The organism is Actinoplanes subglobosus (assembly GCF_042650585.1).
In the GTDB taxonomy this organism is placed as follows: domain Bacteria; phylum Actinomycetota; class Actinomycetes; order Mycobacteriales; family Micromonosporaceae; genus Actinoplanes; species Actinoplanes subglobosus.
This window is the reverse complement of the sequence record NZ_JBHSBL010000026.1, coordinates 178,074-200,156: the sequence shown is the minus strand read 5'-3', so window position 1 is coordinate 200,156 and position 22,083 is coordinate 178,074. Positions and strand designations below refer to the sequence as shown.

Annotated in this window: 20 protein-coding genes; 14 read left to right on the top strand and 6 right to left on the bottom strand. The window is 71.2% G+C overall.

The annotated features are described in order from the left end of the window. Positions 1-12: 12 nt before the first annotated feature. Positions 13-1,854, bottom strand: coding sequence for a sulfatase-like hydrolase/transferase (locus tag ACFO0C_RS39190; protein ID WP_378071865.1), 1,842 nt, complete (start codon positions 1,852-1,854; stop codon positions 13-15). 128 nt (positions 1,855-1,982) lie between these two features. Here ACFO0C_RS39190 and ACFO0C_RS39185 point away from each other — a divergent pair, with 128 nt between their 5' ends. The 11 genes from ACFO0C_RS39185 (at position 1,983) to ACFO0C_RS39135 (ending at position 14,719) form a co-directional block, all read left to right on the top strand. Next, on the top strand, positions 1,983-3,614 hold the full coding sequence (locus ACFO0C_RS39185) for an ABC transporter substrate-binding protein (RefSeq protein WP_378071864.1): 1,632 nt from the start codon (positions 1,983-1,985) through the stop codon (positions 3,612-3,614). After that, positions 3,611-4,525 (top strand): ABC transporter permease, encoded by a 915-nt coding sequence (locus tag ACFO0C_RS39180; protein WP_378071863.1) that lies wholly within the window; start codon positions 3,611-3,613, stop codon positions 4,523-4,525. Before ACFO0C_RS39185 ends, ACFO0C_RS39180 begins: the two co-directional genes overlap by 4 nt. A gap of 3 nt (positions 4,526-4,528) precedes the next feature. Beyond that, on the top strand, positions 4,529-5,377 hold the full coding sequence (locus ACFO0C_RS39175) for an ABC transporter permease (RefSeq protein ID WP_378071862.1): 849 nt from the start codon (positions 4,529-4,531) through the stop codon (positions 5,375-5,377). A gap of 55 nt (positions 5,378-5,432) precedes the next feature. Further along, positions 5,433-6,962 carry a nickel ABC transporter ATP-binding protein NikE gene (gene nikE, locus ACFO0C_RS39170; protein ID WP_378071861.1) on the top strand — a complete coding sequence of 510 codons (1,530 nt, stop codon included), beginning with the start codon at positions 5,433-5,435 and terminating at the stop codon, positions 6,960-6,962. Positions 6,963-6,975: 13 nt separating this feature from the next. Continuing rightward, positions 6,976-7,941 (top strand): LLM class flavin-dependent oxidoreductase, encoded by a 966-nt coding sequence (locus ACFO0C_RS39165; RefSeq protein WP_378071860.1) that lies wholly within the window; start codon positions 6,976-6,978, stop codon positions 7,939-7,941. Beyond that, complete coding sequence (locus ACFO0C_RS39160) at positions 7,934-9,232, top strand: LLM class flavin-dependent oxidoreductase (RefSeq protein WP_378071859.1); 1,299 nt, start codon at positions 7,934-7,936, stop codon at positions 9,230-9,232. The genes ACFO0C_RS39165 and ACFO0C_RS39160 overlap by 8 nt, the downstream gene beginning before the upstream one ends. Continuing rightward, the gene (locus tag ACFO0C_RS39155) at positions 9,229-10,242 is read left to right on the top strand and encodes an LLM class flavin-dependent oxidoreductase (protein WP_378071858.1); all 1,014 of its coding nucleotides are present in this window, start codon (positions 9,229-9,231) and stop codon (positions 10,240-10,242) included. Before ACFO0C_RS39160 ends, ACFO0C_RS39155 begins: the two co-directional genes overlap by 4 nt. A gap of 2 nt (positions 10,243-10,244) precedes the next feature. Then, positions 10,245-11,357 carry an LLM class flavin-dependent oxidoreductase gene (locus ACFO0C_RS39150; protein WP_378071857.1) on the top strand — a complete coding sequence of 371 codons (1,113 nt, stop codon included), beginning with the start codon at positions 10,245-10,247 and terminating at the stop codon, positions 11,355-11,357. Positions 11,358-11,460: 103 nt separating this feature from the next. Next, entirely contained in the window at positions 11,461-12,705 is a 1,245-nt protein-coding gene (locus ACFO0C_RS39145; RefSeq protein WP_378071856.1) for an MFS transporter, read from the top strand. A gap of 17 nt (positions 12,706-12,722) precedes the next feature. Continuing rightward, the gene (locus ACFO0C_RS39140; protein ID WP_378071855.1) at positions 12,723-13,697 is read left to right on the top strand and encodes an SMP-30/gluconolactonase/LRE family protein; all 975 of its coding nucleotides are present in this window, start codon (positions 12,723-12,725) and stop codon (positions 13,695-13,697) included. A gap of 80 nt (positions 13,698-13,777) precedes the next feature. Further along, positions 13,778-14,719, top strand: coding sequence for a LysR family transcriptional regulator (locus ACFO0C_RS39135; protein WP_378071854.1), 942 nt, complete (start codon positions 13,778-13,780; stop codon positions 14,717-14,719). Here ACFO0C_RS39135 and ACFO0C_RS39130 read toward each other — a convergent pair. From ACFO0C_RS39130 to ACFO0C_RS39115, 4 genes are read right to left on the bottom strand one after another with little or no spacing between them, the layout of a single operon-like run. Further along, positions 14,701-15,399 (bottom strand): GNAT family N-acetyltransferase, encoded by a 699-nt coding sequence (locus ACFO0C_RS39130; RefSeq protein WP_378071853.1) that lies wholly within the window; start codon positions 15,397-15,399, stop codon positions 14,701-14,703. The two genes, ACFO0C_RS39135 and ACFO0C_RS39130, sit on opposite strands and share 19 nt — an antisense overlap. Next, a complete protein-coding gene (locus tag ACFO0C_RS39125) occupies positions 15,396-16,373 on the bottom strand; it encodes an ABC transporter substrate-binding protein (RefSeq protein ID WP_378071852.1) in 978 nt (325 codons plus the stop codon). Before ACFO0C_RS39125 ends, ACFO0C_RS39130 begins: the two co-directional genes overlap by 4 nt. A gap of 33 nt (positions 16,374-16,406) precedes the next feature. Then, positions 16,407-17,162, bottom strand: a complete 756-nt coding sequence (locus ACFO0C_RS39120) for an amino acid ABC transporter ATP-binding protein (protein WP_378071851.1) — start codon at positions 17,160-17,162, stop codon at positions 16,407-16,409. Then, entirely contained in the window at positions 17,159-18,067 is a 909-nt protein-coding gene (locus ACFO0C_RS39115) for an amino acid ABC transporter permease (RefSeq protein ID WP_378071850.1), read from the bottom strand. The genes ACFO0C_RS39120 and ACFO0C_RS39115 overlap by 4 nt, the downstream gene beginning before the upstream one ends. 155 nt (positions 18,068-18,222) lie before the next feature. On the opposite strand from ACFO0C_RS39115, the gene ACFO0C_RS39110 reads away from it, so the two are divergent. From ACFO0C_RS39110 to ACFO0C_RS39100, 3 genes are read left to right on the top strand one after another with little or no spacing between them, the layout of a single operon-like run. Further along, positions 18,223-19,074, top strand: coding sequence for an ABC transporter permease (locus ACFO0C_RS39110; RefSeq protein WP_378071849.1), 852 nt, complete (start codon positions 18,223-18,225; stop codon positions 19,072-19,074). A gap of 10 nt (positions 19,075-19,084) precedes the next feature. After that, positions 19,085-20,104, top strand: a complete 1,020-nt coding sequence (locus tag ACFO0C_RS39105) for a taurine ABC transporter substrate-binding protein (RefSeq protein ID WP_378071848.1) — start codon at positions 19,085-19,087, stop codon at positions 20,102-20,104. Beyond that, positions 20,091-20,855 (top strand): ABC transporter ATP-binding protein, encoded by a 765-nt coding sequence (locus tag ACFO0C_RS39100; protein WP_378071847.1) that lies wholly within the window; start codon positions 20,091-20,093, stop codon positions 20,853-20,855. Before ACFO0C_RS39105 ends, ACFO0C_RS39100 begins: the two co-directional genes overlap by 14 nt. A 56-nt stretch (positions 20,856-20,911) precedes the next feature. Here ACFO0C_RS39100 and ACFO0C_RS39095 read toward each other — a convergent pair whose 3' ends face one another. Further along, positions 20,912-21,916 (bottom strand): hypothetical protein, encoded by a 1,005-nt coding sequence (locus ACFO0C_RS39095; protein ID WP_378071846.1) that lies wholly within the window; start codon positions 21,914-21,916, stop codon positions 20,912-20,914. Positions 21,917-22,083 lie beyond the last annotated feature (167 nt).

The window sequence follows — 22,083 nt, the reverse complement described above, 5'->3', positions numbered from 1 at the left end:
CACACCTGGCTTCTAGTGGTTGCCGCCGTTGGTGCCGAAGGCGGTGAAGAAGCGGTCGCGGAAGGTGTTCATCGGCCAGACGGGGGCGTCGGCCGCCGGTTTGAGGCTGGGGGTCCAGTTCCATCCGGCGACGCGGTCGAGGACGGCCGGGTCCTTGGCGACGATGGTGATCGGGACGTCGTGGCTGGCGTTGTCGCCGGTGACGACGCTGGACGGCTGGTGGTCGCCGAGGAAGACGAGGACCAGGTTGTCGTTGCCGTACTTCTCGACCCAGGAGATCAGGGTGGTGAGGGTGTAGCGGATCGACTTGCCGTACTCGCGGCGGACCTTGGCGGCGCTGGACCAGATGTCGGCTTTCTGGGCGCCGTCGGCGGCGATCGCGTTGTAGACCGAGCCGTCGCCGACCTGGTCCCAGTCGAGGAAGGTGGGGATCGGCGCCCACGGGGTGTGGCTGGAGATCAGTGGCATCTCGACCATCAGCGGGCCCCGGCCGGGTTTGTTGTACTCGACCTCGGTGAACTGCTTCAGCGTGTACTGGTCGGGCATCTGGGCCCAGCTGAACCGGGGGCCCTGGTAGGAGAGGTTGCGGGAGTCCCAGATCCGGTTGTAGCCGTAGAACTTGCCCTCGGGGAAGGCCCGGGTGGCGCCGGGCATCACGCTGACGGTGTCCCAGCCGGCCTTCTGCATGGCGCTGGGCACGGTGAGGCGGTCGCTGGCGGTGAGGTTGCGGTACCGGGACTGGTTGTTGATCCACAGCCCGGACAGCAGCGTGGAGTGGGCGAGCCAGCTGTTGCCGCCGAACGTCGGTGAGGTGAGCCAGCCGCTGCGTGCGGCGAAGCCCTTGGCCTTGAGCTGGGCGTCGCCGTCCTCGAGGACGGCGGTGGTGCCGGCGGCGAGGCTGGGCGCCTCGACGGCGTTGCGGCCGTAGCTCTCGACGAAGGCGAACATGACGTCCTTGCCGCGCAGCGCGGTCAGGATCTGGTCGCCGGGCACGGCCGCGTAGGGGTCCTCCTTGACCTCCTCGGCGAAGGCTGCCTCGTTGGCGATGCCGGTCTTGGCCTGCCAGGCGCGGTCCCAGGCGTAGGTGGCCGAGCTGCGGGCGGCGACCGGGATGGCCGGGATGAGCTGGAAGCCGAGGGCGAGCGACAGCATCCAGGCCGAGGCGATGCCGGCGGCGGCCAGTGCCGCGCGGCGGCGGTGTTCGGTGATCAGGGCGGCGAGGCGCAGGACGGCCCAGATCGTCAGGGCGATGACGCCGACGGCGAGCAGGATGGCGCCGATCGCCACGCCCCAGGCGCCGGCCGCGCCGTAGGAGTCGCGGATGAAGGCGAACGTGTCGTCGAGGAGTTCCCAGTCGAGGATGACGTCGAACGGGCGGGCGAGGGTGTTGAACCAGCCCATGTCGAGGCTCTTCTGGATGATCAGCCAGCCGAGGCCGGCGCCGAGGATCGAGCCGGCGATCAGGCGGGGGCGGCGGGGGAGCACGATCAGCAGGAGGATGCCGAACGCGGCTTCGATCGGGATGCGGGCGAAGTTGCCGAGGGTGAGCCGGCGCAGGACGTTCGGGTAGAGCAGTGCGGCGAAGATCAGTCCGGCGGCCAGGATGTTCAGTCCGTGGGACACCCAGCGTGAGCGCAGGAATCGCCGTACCCGGCCCGGGGTCTTCTCGTCGGGTGCGGCGGCGACGGATTCGGCGACCTCTTCGGCGGGCTTCTCTTCCGAGGTTTCCTCGGAAATGTCCGGATCCGACGGTTCCTCGGTGGCTTCGGTGACCTGTGAGGGTTCGGTCGGCTCCGGGGTGGGCTCCTCCGCGTCGGGGTTCTGAGGCGGGTCGGCGAGGTCTGTCGGCTGCACGTCATGGGACACGCATGTCGTCGCGGGATGGTTCAGAGGTCGGTGGAGAACATTGCGTGTCCAGGGTCTCAGCCTCTTGCCAATTTCCTATAGGGACGATAGGAAAAGTGGTAGAGGAGGAACCGCCCATGCGTCCTGCCCGTCCCGCCGTCGCCGCCGTAGCCCTCGCCCTCGTCCTCACCGCCTGTTCGTCCGGGACGTCCGGATCGCCGGCCGGGGCCGGACAGCCGGTCAGCGGCGGATCGCTGACGTGGGCCGTCGAGACCGAGCCGATCACCTTCAACCCGCACCAATACGCCCAGGCCAAGGCCCGCCTGCTGGTCTGGAACACGTTCGAGGCCCTGCTCACCCACGACAGCCAGGGCGGTTACCTGCCGTGGCTGTCCACCGGCCACCAGGTGTCGGCCGACGGCAGGACCTACACCTTCAGCCTGCGTACGGACGTGACCTTCACCGACGGGACGCGGTTCGACGCCGCGGCGGTGAAGGCGAACGTCGACCAGTTCCTCGTCGAGGGCTACAACCCGACCGTCCGGGCCGTGCAGCTGCGCAACCTGGACACGGTGGAGGTGATCGACGCGGCCACCGTCGCCTTCCACCTGAAGCAGCCTGATGTGCTGCTGCTCGACTTCCTCTCCTCGCCGCAGGGCGCGCAGGTGTCGCCGAAGTCGCTGCGGGATGCGAAGAACCTCAAGGCCGGTGGCCCCGAACTCGCCGGAACCGGTCCGTTCATCCTGGACCGCTACACCGCCGGTCAGGAGGTGCATTTCACCCGTAACCCGGCCTACGACTGGGCGCCCGCCAACGCCGGGCACACCGGCGCCGCCTACCTCGACGAGATCACCTACCGGTTCCTCAAGGAGTCGTCGGTCCGGGTCGGTGCGCTCACCTCCGGCCAGGTGCAGGTCGTCGAGGGGGTGCCGGCCACCGACGAGGCCCTGATCACGGCGAACCCGCAACTGTCACTGTCGCGCGGGCTCAACTCCGGGTCGGCGTACTCGTACTACTTCAACACCACGCACGCGCCGTTCGACGACATCAGGGTCAGGCAGGCGTTCCGCGAGGCCGTCGACGTCGACGCGGTGCTCGGCGGCGTCTACCGCGGCACCGCCACCCGGGCCTGGAGCGTGATCGGGCCGACCAGCCCGTTCTACGACAAGACCCTGGAGAAGACCTACGGCGGCGATACCGCGAAAGCCAACCGGCTCCTCGACGAGGCGGGCTGGACGACGCGGGACGCCGACGGTTTCCGGGTCAAGGACGGCAAACGGCTCACGGTACGGCTGGTGCAGTCGGCGCCGTTCGTCCGGGACCGCCGTGACGTGCTGGCCCAGGCCGTGCAGGCGCAGGTCAAGCAGAGTGCCGGCATCGACCTGAACGTGGCCGTTGTCGACCAGGGCACCGCCACCCAGGCGCTGGCCGACGGGCAGTACGAGGTGTTCGACAACTCCCGTGCCGACACCGATGCCGGGGCCGCCCTCAACCTGCTGCTGCACTCGGCCGGCGCGATCAACCGGACCGGCTTCTCCGACCCGGCCCTGGACCGGCTGCTCGAACAGGGGCAGGCCGGCCCCGGCCAGGCGGAGCGGCAGGCCGCCTACCAGCAGGTGCAGAAGCTGACCGTGACCGACCAGGCGCTGATCCTGCCGCTGTACGCCCCGGCCGACCAGGTCGCCGCCGCCACCTCGGTCGGCGGGCTGGGCTTCGAACCGACCGCCGGTGTGCCGGGCAGCGCCTACAACCTGTGGATCAGCAGGTGATCAGGGCGATCGCCCGGCGGCTCGGGTCCGGTGCCGTGGTGCTCTGGGCGGCGGCCACGGCGGCGTACCTCGCGCTGCTGGCCGCCCCCGGCGACATCGTCGACAGCCTGATCGGCGACGGCGCCGACACCCCGCAGATCCGCGCCCAGATCATCGCCGAATGGCACCTGGACCGGCCGGCCGTCGTGCAGTACCTCGACTACCTGTGGCGGGCCGTGCGGGGCGACCTCGGCCGCTCCTACCTGCTCCAGCGCCCGGTCGGCGAGGTGATCGGCGACCAGGTGCTGCCCACCCTCAAGCTGGCGCTGGCGGCGGCCGTCTTCGGGGTGCTGCTGGCCCTGGTCCTGGCCGTCACCACCCGGCACCGGTGGGTGCGCCGGGCCAGCTCCACCGCCGAGCTGATCATCGTGTCCACGCCGCCGTTCCTGATCGGGATCGTGCTGCTCAGTGTCTTCTCGTTCCGGTTCGGGCTGTTCCCGGTCTCCGGCGACCGGGGCTGGGCGGCGCTGGTGCTGCCGGCGGTCACGCTCGGCCTGCCGATCGCCGGGGTGCTGGCCCAGGTGCTGCGCGACGGCTTGGACCGGGCGCTGGACGAGCCGTTCGCGGTCACCGCCCGGGCCCGTGGCCTGACGGAACGGGCGGTCCTGGTCCGGCACGCGTTGCGGCACTCGCTGATCCCGGCGGTCACCCTGCTCGGCTGGCTCACCGGTGTCCTGCTCGGCGGCGCGGTGATCATCGAGCAGGTCTTCGGCCGGCCCGGGCTCGGGCAGGTCACCCTGCAGGCCGTCGGCAACGGGGACATGCCCGTGGTGCTGGCCGTCGTCGTGCTGGCCGCCGCGGCCTTCGTCGTGATCAACACGGCGGCCGATCTGGCGTACCTGATCATCGATCCCCGGTTGCGAAGGAGCTGACCCGTGACGCTCGCCCTGCCCCGGCCGGTGGTCCGCCGGCTCACCCCACGTCTCCCTCGGCCCGGCCTCGCCGCGGCCGGGTCGGTCCTGGCGCTGGCGCTGGCCGCGGTGGTGTGGCCGGCGCTGTTCGCCGGTGATCCGCTCGCCGCCGATCCGCTGCGGGTGCTGGAGGCGCCGTCGGCGGCGCACTGGTTCGGCACCGACCAGCTCGGCCGGGACGTCTTCGACCGGGTGGTGCACGGTGCCCGGCACTCGCTGAGCATCGGCGTCGCGGCGACCGTCATCGCGGTCGGCGCGGGTGTCCTGCTCGGACTGGCCGCCGGTCTCGCCCATCGGTTCGCCGACGAGGCGCTCAGCCGCGGTTTCGACGCGCTCGCCGCGTTTCCGCTGGTCCTGCTGGCGTTGCTGTTCATCGCGATCGCCGGAACCGGGACCACCAGCCTGATCGTGGCGATCGGCATCGCCACCACACCGCACTACGCCCGGGTGGTGCGGGCGCAGACGCTGGTGGTGCGGCAGGCGCCGTATGTCACCCACGCCGTCGCGTTCGGAGCGTCGCGGGTCCGGCTGGTGCTGCGGCACGTGCTGCCCAACGTGCTCGGCCCGATCCCGGTCCTGGCGATGATCGGGCTCGGCGAGGCGGTGCTGATCGCGGCCGGCCTCAGCTTCCTCGGCCTCGGACCTCAGCCGCCGTCGCCGGAGTGGGGCGCCATGCTCTCCGAGGGCCGCGGATATCTGCACATCGCCTGGTGGGCGTCGGTGCTGCCGGGAGCGGCCGTCACCGCCACCGTCATCTCCCTCACCGTGATCGGCAGGCATCTGCAGAGCCGGTTCGAGGGGCGACCAGCGTGATCGGGTGCACCGCCGCGGAGCAAGGGCCGCGAGAGCACGCTCAAGGAGGAACAGCGTGATCGAAGTACGGAACCTGCGGGTCACCTTCGCCGGGAAACGGCAGGTCGAGGCGGTACGCGGGGTCGACCTCACGATCGGTGAGGGCGAATGTGTGGCGCTCGTCGGAGAGAGCGGCTCGGGCAAGAGCGTCACCGCCCGCAGCCTGGTCGGACTGGCCGGTCCGTCCGCGCGGGTCGAGGCCGACACGTTTCTGGTCGACGGCCGGGACGTGCGCGGGTTCGCGGCCCGTGACTGGCGGCGGCTGCGGGGCCGGTTCGCCGGGCTGATCCTGCAGGACGCTCTGGTCTCGCTCGACCCGCTGCGCACCGTCGGCGCGGAGATCGGCGAGGTGCTGCGGACGCACGGCATCGGTGACCGCCGCGACCGGCAGCAGCGGGTCCGGCAGCTGCTCACCGACGTGCACGTGCCCGAACCGGAGCGGCGTGCCGGCCAGCATCCGCATCAGCTCTCCGGCGGGCTTCGGCAGCGGGCGCTGATCGCCTCGGCGATCGCCGGCGGGCCCCGGCTGCTGATCGCCGACGAACCGACCACGGCACTGGACGCGACGGTGCAGGCGCAGATCCTGCGGCTGCTGGCCGAGCGCCGGGGTCCGGCGGAGAGCCTGCTCCTGATCAGCCACGATCTGGCGGTCGTGGCACAGCTCGCCGACCGGGTGCTGGTCATGAAGGACGGCCGGATCGTGGACGGCGGTGACACCCGCACCGTGCTGGTGGGGGCCGGTCACCCGTACACCAGGGAATTGATCTCAGCGGCGACCGGCCGGCGGCGCGGGACCACCACCGAGCCCGGCGACGTCGTCGCCGAGGCCACCGCACTGCGCAAGGTGTACGGCGACCGCACCGTCGTGCGGGACTTCGGCCTGACGATCCGCCGCGGGGAGATCGTCGGGCTGGTCGGCGAGTCGGGGTCGGGCAAGACCACCGTGGCGCAGCTGATGTTCGGGCTCGTCGACCCGACGTCGGGCCGGGTGCGGTTCGAGGGCGCCGACTTCTCCGGGGTGCCGGAACGCGCCCGCCGCCCGCTGCGCCGCCGTCTGCAGCTGATCGCGCAGGATCCGCTGTCCGCGTTCGATCCGCGGTGGACGGTCCGCCGGATCGTCGGCGAGGCACTGCCCCGGGGCGCGGACCCGGAGCCCTACCTGCAGCGTGTCGGCCTGGCCGCGGACGTTCTCGACAGGTACCCGCGGCAGTTGTCGGGCGGGCAGCGGCAGCGGGTCGCGGTGGCTCGGGCCATCGCGCCGCGACCGAGTCTGATCATCTGCGACGAACCGGTCTCGGCCCTCGACGTGTCGGTGCAGGCGCAGGTGCTGGACCTGCTCGCGGGCATCCGCGACACCGACGGGACCGCGCTGCTGTTCATCTCCCACGACCTCGGCGTGATCCGCGACATCGCCGACCGGGTCCTGGTCATGCACGACGGACGGGTCGTCGAACAGGGGCCGGTCAAGGCCGTCTTCGACCACGCCGGCCACGAGTACACCCGGGCGCTGCTGGATGCGGTGCCCACGCTGGAGGTTTCCCGATGACGGAGGTTGCCCCATGACGTTGCATCTGGCGGTCGCGCTGGCCGGCGACTCGTTCGACGCCGGCTACTGGGCCGGGCAGGTCCGGCGCGCCGACGACGCCGGGCTCGACTTCGTGACGTTCGAGGACTCGTTCGGGCGGCACGGGCCGGACGCCGTGCAGGTCGCGGCCCGGGTGGCGCCGCTGACCCGGCACGTCGGCCTGGTACCGGTCGCCACCACCACGCACACCGAGCCGTTCCACCTGTCCACCGCGCTGGCCACGCTCGACTGGGTGAGCCGCGGGCGGGCCGGCTGGCAGGTGCGGGTGTCGGCGGACCCGGCCGAGGCGGCGTTGCTGGGTCGCCGCGAGCCGCTGCCCGTCGACGAGCTGATCGCCGAGGCCGGGGACGCGATCGAGGTGGTGCGCCGGCTCTGGGACAGCTGGGAGGACGACGCGATCATCAAGGATGCCGCCACCGGCCGGTTCATCGACCGGGAGAAGCTGCACTACATCGACTTCGCGGGCCCGCATTTCACGGTCAAGGGGCCGTCGATCGTGCCGCGGCCGCCGCAGGGCCAGCCGGTGGTCGCCGCTCTCGCGCACGGGCCTCAGGTGTGGGACGCCCTGGACGCCGACGTCTTCTTCGTGACGCCGGCCGACGCCGACCACGCCGCCCGGATCATCCGGCAGATCGCGCCGGAGAAGAAGATCTTCGCGGACATCCGGGTCGGCGGGCACGTCCCGGCTGACGCGGCGACTTTCAACGGCACGCCGATCCAGCTCGCCGACCTGATCCAGAACTGGTGGGTCGCCTCCGGGATCGACGGTTTCCGGCTGCGGGTCACCGACGTCGCCGACGTCACCGGGGACCTCGTGCCGGAACTGCGCCGCCGAGGCCTGTTCGAACCCTCCACCAAGCCGGTGCTGCGCGAACGCCTCGGCCTCGGAACCGCCGTCAACCGCTACGCCGTCCGGCCGGAGGAGACTTCCGTTGCCTGAGCAGACCGCACCGAAGCAGACAGCACCCAAGCAGATCATCCTCGCCGCGCACTTCCCGGGCGTGAACAACACGACCGTCTGGAGCGACCCGCGCGCCGGCAGCCAGATCGACTTCGACTCCTTCGAATATCTCGCGAGGACCGCCGAGCGCGGCCTGTTCGACTTCTTCTTCCTGGCCGAGGGACTGCGGCTGCGCGAGCAGCGCGGGCTGATCCACGACCTGGACGTGGTCGGCCGGCCGGACACGATCACGGTGCTGACCGCGCTGGCCGCCGTCACCGAGCATCTGGGGCTGGCCGGGACCCTGAACGCCACCTACCACGAGCCGTACGAGCTGGCCCGTCAGCTGGCCACCCTCGATCACCTGTCCGGCGGGCGTGCCGCGTGGAACGTGGTGACCTCGCCCGGCGCGTTCTTCGGTGAGAACTTCCGGCGCGGCGGGTTCCTCGACCATGCGGACCGCTACGTCCGCGCCGGGGAGTTCATCGAGACGGCCCGTGCGTTGTGGGACAGCGACGGCGGCGACTTCGCGGTCCGCAACAGCCAGTTCGACATCAGCGGCCGATTCGGGGTGCCGCGCAGCCCGCAGGGCCACCCGGTGATCCTGCAGGCCGGCGACTCCGACGGCGGCCGGGAGCTGGCGGCGAAGCACTCCGACGCGATCTTCTCCCGGCACCACCAGATCGACGACGCCCGCCTGTTCTACCGCGACGTCAAGGACCGGCTGGCGAGGTACGGCCGTTCCGAGGACAGCCTGAAGATCATTCCGGGGGTGTCCTATGTGCTCGGCGACAGTGACGCCGACGCGCAGGAGAAGGCGCACCACATCCGGCGGCAGCAGGTCAGCCCGCAGACCGCGATCCTGCTGCTGGAGCAGCTGTGGAACACCGACCTGTCGGCCTACGACGCCGAGGGGCCGCTGCCGGACATCGACCCGGTGCTCGACGAGGACGACACGATCATCAAGGGCCGGGCCGGCATGTACCCGGACCGGCTGCGGACCGCCGCCGAGTGGCGGGCCCGGGCCGAGGCCAAGAACCTGTCGATCCGCGACCTGATCATCGAGGTGACCGGGCGGCAGAACTTCATCGGCACCCCGGACCGGGTCGCCGGGCAGCTGAACGAGTACGTGCAGACCGGTGCCTGCGACGGGTTCATCCTGGTCTCGCACCTCACCCCGGCCGGGCTCGACGACTTCGTGGACCAGGTGGTCCCGCTGCTGCAGGAACGCGGCGTGTTCCGGACCGAATATTCCGGCACGACGCTGCGCCAGAACCTGGGGCTGTCGTGAAGTTCCTGCTGCTCAGCCTGATCACGTACATCGACCGGTCCAAGACGATCCAGCAGCGGCTGCGGGAGGTCGTCGACGCGGCCGTCCTCGGCGAGGAGCTCGGCTTCGACGGGTTCGCCGTGGGGGAGCGGCACGAGCGGCCCTTCCTGTCCTCGTCACCGCCGGTCGTGCTCAGCCACATCGCCGCCCGGACGTCGCGGATCGAGCTGTGGACCGGGGTGACCACGCTCAGCCTGCTCGACCCGGTCCGGGCCTTCGAGGACTACTCGACGCTCGACAACCTGTCCGGCGGCCGGCTGCAACTGATCATCGGCAAGGGCAACGGGGCGGCGCAGGCGCAACTGTTCCACGTCACCGTCGACGACCAGTGGGACCGGCTGCGGGAGAGCTACGACCTGTTCCGCCGGCTGTGGCGGGAGGAGAAGGTCACCTGGGAGGGGAAGTACCGGCCGTCGCTGACCGACGCCGAGACCTGGCCCCGTCCGCTGCAGAACCCGATCACCGTCTGGCACGGCAGCGCCACCAGCAAGGCGTCGGTCGACCTGGCCGCCTCCTACGGCGACCCGCTGTTCTCCGCCAACGTCACCAACCCGATCGAGCCGTACGCCGACCTGATCGACCACTACCGGGAACGGTGGGCCCACTACGGCCACGACCCGGCCGCGATCCGGATCGGGGCGGGCAGCGCCGGCTTCTACGCGGCCCGCACCTCGCAGGAGGCGATCGACGTCTACCGGCCGATCTTCGAGGCCCGGCAGGAGGCGTTCCGCAAGGTCGGCGTGCAGCCCGTCTTCACCAGCATCGAGGACGCCGTGGAACGCAGCTCGATGCTGGTCGGCAGCCCGCAGCAGATCATCGACAAGGTGCACCGGTACCACGAGCGGCTCGGGCACTCGGTCACCCATCTGAGCGCCGACACCGAGGGTCTCACCGAGAAACAGAACCGGGCCAGCCTCGAACTGTTCGCCTCCGACATCGCCCCCGTGTTACACCGACTGAAAGGGCGGTAGCCATGCCCGTACCCCTCTCGATCCTCGATCTCGCCCCGCTCGTCTCCGGCGGTGACGTGCCGGACGCCCTGCGCCGCACCCTCGACCTGGCCCGGCGGGCCGAGCAGTTCGGCTATCACCGCTACTGGGTGGCCGAGCACCATTTCACGCCGGGCGTGGCCAGTGCGCAGCCGGCGCTGCTGCTCGGGCAGATCGCCGCCGTCACCGACCACATCCGGCTCGGCTCCGGTGCCGTGCAGACCGGTTTCCAGACCGGGCTGTCCATCGTGGAGCAGTTCGGGCTGCTCGACGCCCTCTACCCGGGCCGTTTCGACCTGGGCCTGGGCCGCTCCGGGCAGGCCCGTGTCGAGAAGGCCGCGAAGGAACCGGAAGCGCCGCAGGAGGAACGCGTCGTCGACGGGCTGCTCATCCCGAAGCCGTTCTCCTGGGCGCCGATCTTCGCCTCCAAGCGGACCGCCCTGGCCAGCAGCTTCCTGACCCAGCCGGAGGCACGGCCGCTGGGCCTGAACGACGTGCTCGACCAGATCTTCGCGCTGCTCGCCGGGCCGGTCGTGGACGACGAGGGCAACGAGGTGACCGCCACCCCCGGCGCGGGCGCGGATCTCCAGGTGTGGCTGCTCGGCAGCTCCGGCGGCGAGAGCGCCCGCACCGCCGGGGCGCGGGGCCTGCCGTTCGCCGCCAACTACCACGTCGCCCCGGCGAAGGTGCTGGAGGCCGTGGAGGCCTACCGGGAGTCGTTCGTGCCGTCGGCGGCGCTCGCCGAGCCGTACGTGATGGTGTCGGCCGACGTGCTGGTGGCCGAGGACGACGCGACCGCGCGGCACCTGGCGACACCGTTCGCCGTCTGGGTCCGCAGCATCCGTACCGGGCTCGGTGCCGTCCCGTTCCCGAGCATCGAGGAGGCCGCGGCGTTCGAGTGGACCGACCAGGACCGTGCGCTCGTCGCCGACCGGGTGGCCACCCAGTTCGCCGGATCGCCGCAGACCGTCGCAGAACGGCTGGAAACTCTGCAACGCGTCACCGGCGCCGACGAACTGCTGGTCACCACCATCGCGCACGACCACGCCGACCGGGTGCGGTCCTACGAACTGCTTGCCAAGGAGTGGGATGCCTGAGCCGTACCCTATGATCGGCGGGTGCCGGGCATCGATGATCGTCTAGCCGACGCGCCGGTCGTTCCCGGCGCGCCGGCCCGGGCCGCTGTGCGAGACTCCAGTCATGGGTAGGCGGACGCCGCCGATCAGCCGTCCGATGCGGAACCTGCTGGCCGGGTATTACACGTCGCTGCTGGGCACCCAGATGACCCCGGTCGCGCTGGCGTTCGCGGTGCTGTCCAGCGGCTACGGCGTCGCCGGGCTCGGCCTGGTCCTGGGCGCCGGCCGCCTGCCGACCGTCGGGTTCGTCCTCGTCGGCGGGGTGCTGGCCGACCGCCTGCCGCGCCGGACCCTGATGCTGATCACCGACCTGAGCCGCTGCGTCAGCCAGGCGCTGCTGGCGATCTGGGTGTTCACCGGTCACGTCCCGCTGGCCGCGCTGATGATCTTCGCCGCGATCGACGGGCTGGGCAGCGCCTTCTTCCGGCCCGCCATGAGCGGCCTGATCCCGTCGCTGAACGAGCCGGCCAACCTGCAGCGGGCCAACGCGTTCGTCGGGTTCGGCCGCTCCCTGGGCAGCCTGGTCGGCCCGGCCACCGGCGGCCTGCTGGTGGCCGCCTTCTCGCCGGGTGTCGTGTTCGCCGTCGACGCCGCGTCCTACCTGATCAGTGGGCTGTTCCTGCTCGCCGTCCCGCGGGACACCGTCGCACCGCGGGCCGCGCCGGCCGGGATGATCGCCGAGCTGCGGGAGGGCTGGGTCGAGTTCCGGTCCCGGCGCTGGCTGTGGACGATCGTCGCCCAGTTCGGGCTGCTGCACCTCACCGTCCTGCCGGCCTACATGGTGCTCGGCCCGAAGATCGCCGCCGACGGTCTCGGCGGTGCCCGCGGCTGGGGTTTCATCCTCGGCGGGTTCGGGGCCGGCGCCGTCGTGGCCGGGCTGCTGATGGCCCGCGTCACCCCGCGCCGCCCGCTGCTGGTCGGCATCCTGTGCCTGTTCGGGTTCGTGCCGGCGCTGCTGACCCTCGCGCTGGGCGCGCCGTTGCCGGCCGTCATCGCCGGCGCGTTCACCGCCGGCGCCGGGATGGGCGTGTTCACCACCCTGTGGGAGACCACCCTGCAGGCCAACGTGCCACGCGAGGTGCTGTCCCGGGTCGTCGCCTACGACTGGTTCGGATCACTGGTGACACTGCCGCTCGGATATGTCATCGTCGGGTTCGCCGCCCCCATGGTCGGCGCCGCGGCCCCCCTCGTCCTCGCCGCCGGCGTCATCGTCTCGACCAGCGCCGTCATCCTCGCCCTGCCCGACGTCCGCCACCTCACCAGCGACCACGCCACGGCGTCACCGGCCGGGGAGCGCACGACGTCCTGACCCCCCCGGAGGTTCCCATGGCCCGCCGCATGATCCGGCCGCGACGCTGGTCGCCGCCCGCCCTCACCGCGCCGGCGGCCACCGGGCCGCTGCGGGTCCGGCAGCTGATCCCGACCGGCGGGCACGGACCCGAGGACGTCGTCTTCGACACCGCCGGCCGGGTGATCACCGGGCTCGCCGACGGGCGGATCGTGCGTATCGACCCGGACCGCGGCGACCGGACGGTGCTCGCCGAGACCGGCGGACGTCCCCTCGGGCTGCACGCCCGCGCCGGCGGCGGGGTGCTGGTCTGCGACCACGACCGCGGGCTGCTCGCCGTGGGCCCCGACGGGACCGTCGAGGTGCTGGTGGACACCGTGGACGGCGAGCCGCTCACCTTCGCCAGCAACGTCGTCGAGGGCCCGGACGGGACGATCTGGTTCACCACCTCGACGAGCCGGTGGAACCTTGACGACCACCTCGGCGACGTGTTCGAGCACTCCTGCACCGGCCGGCTGCTGCGCCGTGACCCGGACGGTACGGTCACCGTGCTGCTCGACGACCTGAAATTCGCCAACGGGCTGGTCCTGACACCGGACGGGTCGGCGCTGCTGATGGCCGAGACGGCCGGCTACCGGATCCGGCGTTACGGCCTCGACGGCACCGACACGGTGCTGGTGGACAATCTGCCCGGCTTCCCCGACAACCTGTCGATCGGCAGTGACGGGCTGCTCTGGGCCGGGATCGCCGCACCCCGCGACGCGCTGCTCGACCGGCTGCTGCCGCTGCCGGGGTTCCTGCGGCTGCTGGTGTGGAACCTGCCGGAGGCGGTCCGGCCCAAGGCGGTGCCGGTCGCGTGGGTGATGGCGTTCGACATGACCGGCCGGGTGGTGCACGACCTGCGGGCCGACGACGGTGGGTACGGGTTCGTGACGTCGGCGGCCGAACACGACGGTGTGCTGGTGGCCGGGAGCCTGACCCGGGACGAGATCGCCGTGGTCAGCGTCGCCTGAGCGCAGGCTTATCTCGTACAAAAGAGTGATTTATCGGGTTTGGAGAATCTCCTCGCGGATCCGGCGATCACCATCGTCGGATGGAGATTCGGCAGCTCAGCTACGTCGAGGCGGTCGCTCGCTACGGCGGCTTCACCCGCGCCGCCGGTCGCCTGCACGTCGCCCAGTCGGCGGTGTCCGCGCAGGTCCGGGCGCTGGAGATCGAGCTCGGCGTGACCCTGTTCGCGCGGACCACCCGCAAGGTGGCGCTGACGCCGGCGGGGGAGATGTTCGTGGCCCGGGCTCGCCGCGTGCTGGCCGAACTGGACGGCGCCCGCGGTGAGATGGCCGAGATCACCGCCGTCGTCAGCGGCCGGGTCACGCTCGGCGCCACCGCCGGCCTCGGCCCCTACGACCTGGCCGCCGCGCTGGCCTCGTTCCGGGACCGGCATCCGGGCATCGCGGTCCGGCTGCGCTCGGGCCGGGTCACCGGGCTGCTCGGCGCGTGCGACACCGGCGAGCTGGACCTGGTCGTCGGGCCGGTGCACGCCGACCTGCCGCCCCGCTTCGACGCGGTCCCGCTCGCCGACGAGCAGCTGCTGCTGGCCCTGCCGCCCGGCCACGCGGCGGCCCGCGGCGGCCGGCTCACCCTCGGGGACGTCAGCGACGAGCCGTTCGTGAGCATGCCACCCGGCAGCGGGTTGCGCTGGATCCTGGAGGACGCGGCCCGGTCGGCGGGCTTCCTGCCGCGGGTGCACTTCGAGACGCACAGCCTGGACGGGGTCCGCGAGCTGGTCGCCGCCGGCCTCGGGGTGGGACTGCTGTCACGGACGGTGGCCGACGCCCCGCACGGCCCGCCGATCGCGGTCCGTCACCTGCATCCGCCGCCGGCGAGCCCGCCGATCGGGGTGATGCGGCAGCGGGACCGGATCCTGAGTCCCGCCGCCCAGTCGATGCGTCACCACCTGGTCGAGGCTGCCGGCCGTGACCTGCGGGAACACCCGCAGCCACAGGACGACACCCTTCAGGAAACCCTGCGGTAGGCGGTGAAGTCGGTCCGCTTGCGCAGCACGAAACCGATCGACTCGTACAGCCGGATCGCGTTCACGTTGCCGGCCGACGTGTGCAGGAACGGTGTCTCGCCCCGCTCCCGGATCCCCGCCGCGACCGCCCGGATCAGGTGGGTGGCCAGGCCCTTGCGCCGGTGGGCCGGATCGGTGCAGACCGCACTGATCTCGGTCCACCCGCTCGGGTGCAGCCGCTCGCCGGCCATCGCGATCAGCCGGCCGTCCACCCCGCGCAGCCCCAGGTAGACGCCGAGCTCCACGGTGCGGCGGCGGAACGGGCCGGGCTGGGTCCGGTCGATCAGGTCGAGGATCTCGGGGACGTCGGCGGCGCCCAGCCGGACCGCGTCCGGGGCCGGCGCCGACCGCAGCGACACGTCGACGAGCTGCACACCGGCCACACTGCCGTCGACCTGCCAGCCCGGATGGGCGGTAGCGCCCGCCCCGGCGATCGTCACCGCGGCACCCGGCTCGACCAGATGCCTCAGGTCGTCCCAGGCCCGCGGGTCGGCCGGGTCGGCCAGGGCGTGGAACGGGGCGACGTCACCGTCGTACCGTGCGGCCTGGCCGTGCACCACCGCGAACCTCGCATGCGCGCCGGCCAGCGAGCTCCAGGCCGGGTTGTCCAGGACCGCGGCCGGGGCGAGCGCGCGGGTCACTTGCCCTCGATCGGCAGGCCCGGCGGGTTGACCTCGGCCTTGGTGACACCCTCGTTGGTGAGGTTCCAGCGCTCCAGGATCTTGGCGTAGTCACCGGAGGCGATCAGCTTGTCCAGCGCCGCGGCGTACGCCTTGACCAGGCCGTTGTCCTTCTTGGTGGTGAGTGCGATCAGGCCCTGCAGGTCCTTGCCGGCGCCGGAGTAGGTGCCGACGATCTCGGTCTGACCGGTGGTCGCGACGTGGTAGGCGGCCGACGGGCTCGGGCCGAGGTGGATGTCGATCTGCCCGGAGCCGAGCGCCAGGTAGACGGCCTGGTTGGTCTGGTAGTACTTGATCTCGACCGCGGGCAGGCCCTGCTTCTTCACCTCTTCGGCCCACTCGACCAGGATCTTCTCCTGGTTGGTGCCGGAGCTGACCGACACCTTCTTGCCGGCGATGTCCTTCGGCTCGGTGATCTTCAGGCCGGAACCCTTCTTGGCCAGCCAGGCCAGGTTGTCCAGGCGGTAGGTGACGAAGTCGTACTTGAGCTTGCGCTCCTCGGTGACGGTGATGTTCGACGCGCCGAGCTGGAACTTCCCGCTGTCCAGGCCGATGAACAGGTTCTCCCAGGAGGTGTTCTCCAGGACCGGTTCCAGGCCCAGCGTGCTCGCGATGGCCACGGCGATGTCCGGTTCGTTGCCGATCAGCGTCTTGTTGTCGGTGGCGGCGAAGGCGAGCGGCGGGAAGCCGGAACCGGCCGCGCCGACCCCGATGACCAGCTTCCCGGACGCCTTCACGTCGGCGGGCAGCAGTGCGGCCGCCGCCTCGTCCTTCGCCGGCCGGATCCGGTTCTGCTCCGGGCCGAGGTTCAGGCCGGGCGCGGTGGAGGCTCCCGGCGCGGCCGCCGCGGCGACCGGCGCCTTCTCCTCGGGCGCGGCGCAGGCGGTCAGGCTCAGCGTCACGGCCGTCAACGCCAAGATCCATTTGGTACGCATCAAATCTCCTGTTTCCACGGAAGAGGCGGTGTGTCAGACCAGGACCTTGGACAGGAAGGCCCTGGTGCGTTCGTGGCGGGGGTTGTCGAGCACCTCGGCGGGGGTGCCCTGCTCGACGATCCGGCCCTCGTCCATGAAGACGACCGTGTCGGCGACCTCCCGGGCGAAGCCGATCTCGTGCGTCACCACGATCATCGTGGTCCCGCTGGCGGCCAGGTCGCGGAGCACGTCGAGCACTTCGCCGACCAGCTCCGGGTCGAGTGCGGAGGTCGGCTCGTCGAAGAGGATCAGCTTCGGCTCCAGCGCCAGGGCGCGGGCGATGGCCACGCGCTGCTGCTGGCCACCGGACAGCTGGCGGGGGTAGGCGCCGGCACGGTCCCAGAGATCCACCAGTGCCAGCAGTTCGTGGGCTTTCTCGTACGCCTGGCTGCTGGTTCTCCGTAGTGCCGAGATCTGTGCCTCGGCGACGTTCTGCAGAGCCGTCAGGTGTGGGAAGAGGTTGAAGTTCTGGAAGACGAAGCCGATCGTGGCGCGCTGCCGGAGGATCTGCCGCTCGCTGAGCTCGTACAGCCGGTTGCCGTTCTGCCGGTAGCCGATCAGCTCGCCGTCGACCCGGACCGTGCCGCGGTCGACCTTCTCCAGGTGGTTGATGCTGCGCAGCAGAGTGGACTTGCCGGAGCCGGACGGACCGAGGATCACGGTGACCGTGCCGGCCTCCGCGGTCAGCGAGACGCCCCGCAGTACGTGTGCCCTGCCGAACGACTTGTGCACGTCGGTGATCTCGATCATCGGCCGATCGCCGCCTTCAGCTTCTGGAACGGGGTGGGCGGCAGATTGCGGACCGCGCCGCGGGCGAAGTGGCGTTCGGTGTAGTACTGCAGGATCGACAGCAGCGCGGTGAGGATCACGTACCAGACCGTCGCGACCATCAGCAGCGGCACGACCCGCCCGTTGCGGCCGTAGATCACCTGCACCTGGTAGAAGAGCTCGCCGATCGCCAGGATGTACACGATGGACGTGCTCTTGAGGAGGTTGACCAGCAGGTTCGCGGCGTTGGGCAGGATCGCGCGCATCGCCTGCGGCAGCACGATGCGGTAGAACTGCCGCCACTTCGGGATGCCCAGGGCGGCCGCGGCCTCGTGCTGGCCGTGGTCGACCGAGAGCAGCCCGGCGCGGATGATCTCCCCGGCGAAGGCGGCCTCGTGCAGGGCCAGGCCGAGCAGCGCGGCGCCGAACGTGCTGATCAGGCTGACCGTCGGGAAGGAGACGCCCGGCCCGAACGGGATGCCGATCTGCAGACTGTCGTAGAGGTAGCCGAGGTTCGCCCAGAACAGCAGCTGCACCAGCAGCGGCACCGACCGGAACACCCAGATATAGGCCCAGCTGACCGTGGACAGCACCGGGTTGGGCGACAGGCGCATCGCGGCCAGCGGGATGCCGCCGAGGAAGCCGAGGACCGCGCCGCCGAGGGTGAGCAGCAGGGTCATGCCGAGCGCCTCGACGACCGACTCCTCCAGGAAGTAGCCGGCGAACGTCGCCCAGTCCCAGCCGGGGTTGGTGACGAGCCCGTGCACGAACTGCGCCAGCAGCACCAGCACCAGGGCGGTCCCGGCCCAGCGCCAGGGGTGCCGGGCCGGGACGACGACCAGGTCGTCGATGGTTTCCTCCCGCCGTTGCGGGGTCAGGACGGTCATGCCGGAAACGCTAGGCAGCCGACCCGATAGCCCACAATGCCTATCAGGAATATATGTTTAAAGACATCGTTGCGTTTGTTACGGCTATTGCCTCTAACCCCATAGATGCGATAGGAATAGCGGGCATTCGTCGGGCAGCCCTGCCAGGAGATTCCGTGACCACCACCCTCGCTCCCGCGCCGCCGTCCGCACCACCGGCGGCGAAGACGGCGCTCGCGCCCGGCGGCGGCCTGCGCCGCCGCCTCGCGCTGCGGCTGCTCGCGCTCGCCGTGCTCTACCTGCTGTGGGAGGTGACGGCACGGGTGATGAACAACCCGACCTTCATCCCCGCACCCGGCGCGGTCTGGGACCAGCTGATCAAGACCTCGACCACCCACGACGGGGTACGGGGATACAGCGGCCACCTCCTGATCGAGCACCTCGGCGTCTCGCTGCGGCGGATCGTCATCGGCTCGGCCATCGGTGTCGCCGGTGGCCTGCTCATCGGCGTGCTCCTCGGCACGGTGAGCTGGCTGCGCGTGGTCGCCGAGCCGGTCGTCACGTTCGTCCGGGCGCTGCCGCCGCTCGCCTACTTCAGCCTGTTCATCATCTGGTTCGGCATCGACGAGACCCCGAAGCTGTGGCTGCTCTCGATCGCCGCGCTGCCCCCGGTCGCGGTCGCCACCGCCGCCGCCGTCCACAACGCACCGACCGGTCTCGTCGAGGCGGCCCGGGCCCTGGGCGCCGGCCGCTGGCAGAGCATCCGCGACGTGGTGCTGCCGCACGCGCTGCCGGAGATCTTCACCGGCGTCCGGCTCGCCGTCGGCGTCGCCTACTCCTCGGTCGTCGCCGCCGAGACCATCAACGGCGTGCCCGGCATCGGCGGCATGATCCGCGACGCCCAGCGCTACTCCCAGACCGACGTGGTCGTCCTCGGCCTGTTCGCCATCGGCCTCTCCGGCCTGCTCATCGACGCCCTGTTGCGGGTCAGCGAAGACAAGCTGATCCCGTGGCGCGGCCGTATCTAAGGAATCGAAGTTGAAGAAGCTCGTCGCCCTTTTGTCCGTCGCGTTCCTCGCCGCCTGCGGCAACGGCGCCGCCAGCGGTGGCGCGAACCCGGAGGAGAAGTCGATCCGGATCGCCTACCAGGCGTTCCCGTCCGGTGACCTGATCGTCAAGAACCAGGGCCTGCTGGAGAAGGCGCTGCCCGACTACAAGATCACCTGGACCAAGTTCGACTCCGGCGCCAGCATCAACACCGCCTTCGTCGCCGGCAGCCTCGACATCGCGGCGATCGGCTCCAGCCCGGTGGCCCGCGGCCTGTCCGCCCCGCTCAACATCCCCTACCAGGTCGCCTTCGTCCTCGACGTGGCCGGCGACAACGAGGCCCTGGTCGCCCGCAACGAGTCCGGTGTCACCGACGTCGCCTCGCTGCGCGGGAAGAAGGTCGCCACCCCGTTCGCCTCGACCGCCCACTACAGCCTGCTGGCCGCCCTGGAGAAGGCCGGACTCAAGGAGTCCGACCTGACCATCGTGGACCTGGAGCCGCAGGACATCCTCGCCGCCTGGACCCGGGGCGACATCGACGCCGCCTACAGCTGGCTGCCGTCGCTGGACGAGCTGAAGAAGACCGGCAAGGTCCTGATCACCAGCCGGGAACTGGCCGCCGGTGGCAAGCCCACCCTCGACCTCGGCGTCGTCTCCACCGCCTTCGCCACCGCCCATCCGGAGGCCGTCGACGCGTGGCGCAAGGCCGAGGCCCAGGCCCTGACCGTCATCGCCACCGACCCGGACGCCGCGGGCAAGGCCGTCGGCGCCGAGCTCAACCTCTCCGCCGACGACGCCAAGGCCCAGCTGTCGCAGGGCGTCTTCCTCAAGCCGGCCGACCTGTCGTCGCCGGAGTGGCTCGGCACCGAGGGCGCGCCCGGCAAGCTCGCCGACAACCTGGTCAGCGCGGCCGAGTTCCTCAAGTCCCAGCAGAAGATCGACGCCGTGCCGGCGCTGGCCGACGTGCAGAAGGCGATCTACGTCAAGGGGCTGCCCGGTGTCCTCAGCTGAGGCCGACGCCATCACGGTCGAGGCGGTCACGCACTCCTACGGTGACGTGACCGCCCTCGGGCCGATCGACCTGACCGTGCCGCAGGGCGAGTTCCTCGTCCTGGTCGGCGCGTCCGGCTGCGGCAAGAGCACCCTGCTGCGACTGATCGCCGGCTTCGAACAGCCCACCGCCGGGACCGTGCGCACCGCCGGACAGCCACCGGTCCCGGGCCGCGGCGCCGGACTGGTCTTCCAGCAGCCGCGGCTGTTCCCCTGGAAGACCGTCGGCGGCAACGTCGCCCTCGCCCTCAAATACGCCGGCCAGACCGTCACCCCGGCCAAGGTCGACGAATTGCTGGCCCGGGTCGGCCTGCACGACGTGGCCCAGCGCCGCGTCTGGCAGATCTCCGGCGGACAGCAGCAGCGGGTCGCCATCGCCCGGGCCCTCGCCGTGGACAACCCCCTGCTGCTGCTCGACGAACCGTTCGCCGCCCTGGACGCGCTCACCCGCGAGAAACTCCAGGACGACCTGCGGCAGGTCAGCGCCTCGACCGGGCGGACCAGCGTCTTCGTCACGCACAGCGTCGACGAGGCGGTGTTCCTCGGCAGCCGCGTCGTGGTGCTCACGCCCCGGCCCGGCACGGTCGCGCTCGACCTGAGGATCGACCTGCCGCGCACCGGCATCGCCGCCGACGAACTCCGGGGCCTGCCCGAGTTCGCCGCGCTGCGCGCCGAGGTCGGCCACGCCATCCGCGACCGCGTGACCGTCTGACCCGCCCACCGGACTGATTCACCCATCGAACCGGGCCGCACCGTCCGCGGCCCGGTTCACACCTTCTTGACGAGCACCTTCTTACCGGAGGCCTTCACCGTGTAGGCGACCGTCTTCTTGGTCCACGGGTTGGTGGCCCAGACCCGTACGCCGGAGGTCACGTTCTTGACCTTGACCACCTCGATGCCGCCGTTGAGGTAGTTGGTCTCCGCCGCGTCGTTCCGGACCAGCTTGCGCAGCGTCGCCACCTTCACCTTGGCGCCCTTGAACGCCCGTCGTGTGTCGGCCGCGCCGCTCACCGCCGCGTTGCGCACCAGCCCGGCCATGTCGAGGTAGGCGATCCCCTTGGTCATCGTCGCGGAGTCGATCGTCTCGCCGGCCGCCGGCAGGGTGACCGTCTGCGGGCCGTAGCCGTAGTCGACCGAGGTCGACAACGACATGTCCTCCTCCTTGAGTGCGGTCGTCGCGGACCGCAGCACCGACGAGGCGTCGGCGTGCAACGTCACCGTGCCCATCGTCGAGTCGGTGAACACCAGGTCGGTCGAGCCGTCGTCGTGCACCGTCTTCGTGCCGGCGCTGATCGACGAGGCCACCAGCTGCAGCGGTGTCGGGCCGTCGTGCTCCAGGGTCAGCTCGGCGTCCGCGGTGAACACGAATCCCACCGACGAGCGGCCCATCATCTTCAGCGCCGCCCTGGTCCGGCTGTCGTCACCGGCCGACGCGTAGGTGCCGCTGCCCTCGGCCAGGAAGACCTTCGACTCGCCCTGCCCGTCGACGGCGAACGCGGCCGACAGCAGACCGTGCTCGGTGTCCGTGGTGGTCGTCTGCCAGCCCGACGCGGTCGTGCCGCCCAGGTCGACGCTCAGATCGAGGTCCGAGGTCCAGCCCTGTGCGGCGGCGGTCTCGGTGGCGACCTCCACCGCGGCCACCGCCGCCTTCATCCCGGCCGTGGTCAGATCGGTGGTGGTGTCGGCGGCGAACGCGGCCGACGGCGCGACGAGCAGGGACGCGGCGACCGTGGCGGACGCGAGCAGGATCGCCGGGCGAGACAGAACGGACATTCGGATGACCTCGGAAGATAGGGGGGTGGGGCGCCGCTAGGATCGGCCGCCGGGTGGCCGGGATGAGGCGTTCCGGGCGGGCATCTCGCGACCGGGCCGGTGATCGACCGTCCGGTGTGGACCATCGAGATCGGCGGCGTATGCTCTGCGCCAACCGCGAAGCCAAC

What these genes read in the sequence shown, in the direction of transcription:
- ACFO0C_RS39185 (WP_378071864.1), top strand. Translation starts at nt 1,983, where the DNA reads ATGCGTCCTGCCCGTCCCGCCGTCGCCGCCGTAGCCCTCGCCCTCGTC.
- ACFO0C_RS39165 (WP_378071860.1), top strand. Translation starts at nt 6,976, where the DNA reads ATGACGTTGCATCTGGCGGTCGCGCTGGCCGGCGACTCGTTCGACGCC.
- ACFO0C_RS39150 (WP_378071857.1), top strand. Translation starts at nt 10,245, where the DNA reads ATGCCCGTACCCCTCTCGATCCTCGATCTCGCCCCGCTCGTCTCCGGC.
- ACFO0C_RS39145 (WP_378071856.1), top strand. Translation starts at nt 11,461, where the DNA reads ATGGGTAGGCGGACGCCGCCGATCAGCCGTCCGATGCGGAACCTGCTG.
- ACFO0C_RS39140 (WP_378071855.1), top strand. Translation starts at nt 12,723, where the DNA reads ATGGCCCGCCGCATGATCCGGCCGCGACGCTGGTCGCCGCCCGCCCTC.
- ACFO0C_RS39135 (WP_378071854.1), top strand. Translation starts at nt 13,778, where the DNA reads ATGGAGATTCGGCAGCTCAGCTACGTCGAGGCGGTCGCTCGCTACGGC.
- ACFO0C_RS39125 (WP_378071852.1), bottom strand. Translation starts at nt 16,373, where the DNA reads ATGCGTACCAAATGGATCTTGGCGTTGACGGCCGTGACGCTGAGCCTG.
- ACFO0C_RS39120 (WP_378071851.1), bottom strand. Translation starts at nt 17,162, where the DNA reads ATGATCGAGATCACCGACGTGCACAAGTCGTTCGGCAGGGCACACGTA.
- ACFO0C_RS39115 (WP_378071850.1), bottom strand. Translation starts at nt 18,067, where the DNA reads ATGACCGTCCTGACCCCGCAACGGCGGGAGGAAACCATCGACGACCTG.
- ACFO0C_RS39095 (WP_378071846.1), bottom strand. Translation starts at nt 21,916, where the DNA reads ATGTCCGTTCTGTCTCGCCCGGCGATCCTGCTCGCGTCCGCCACGGTC.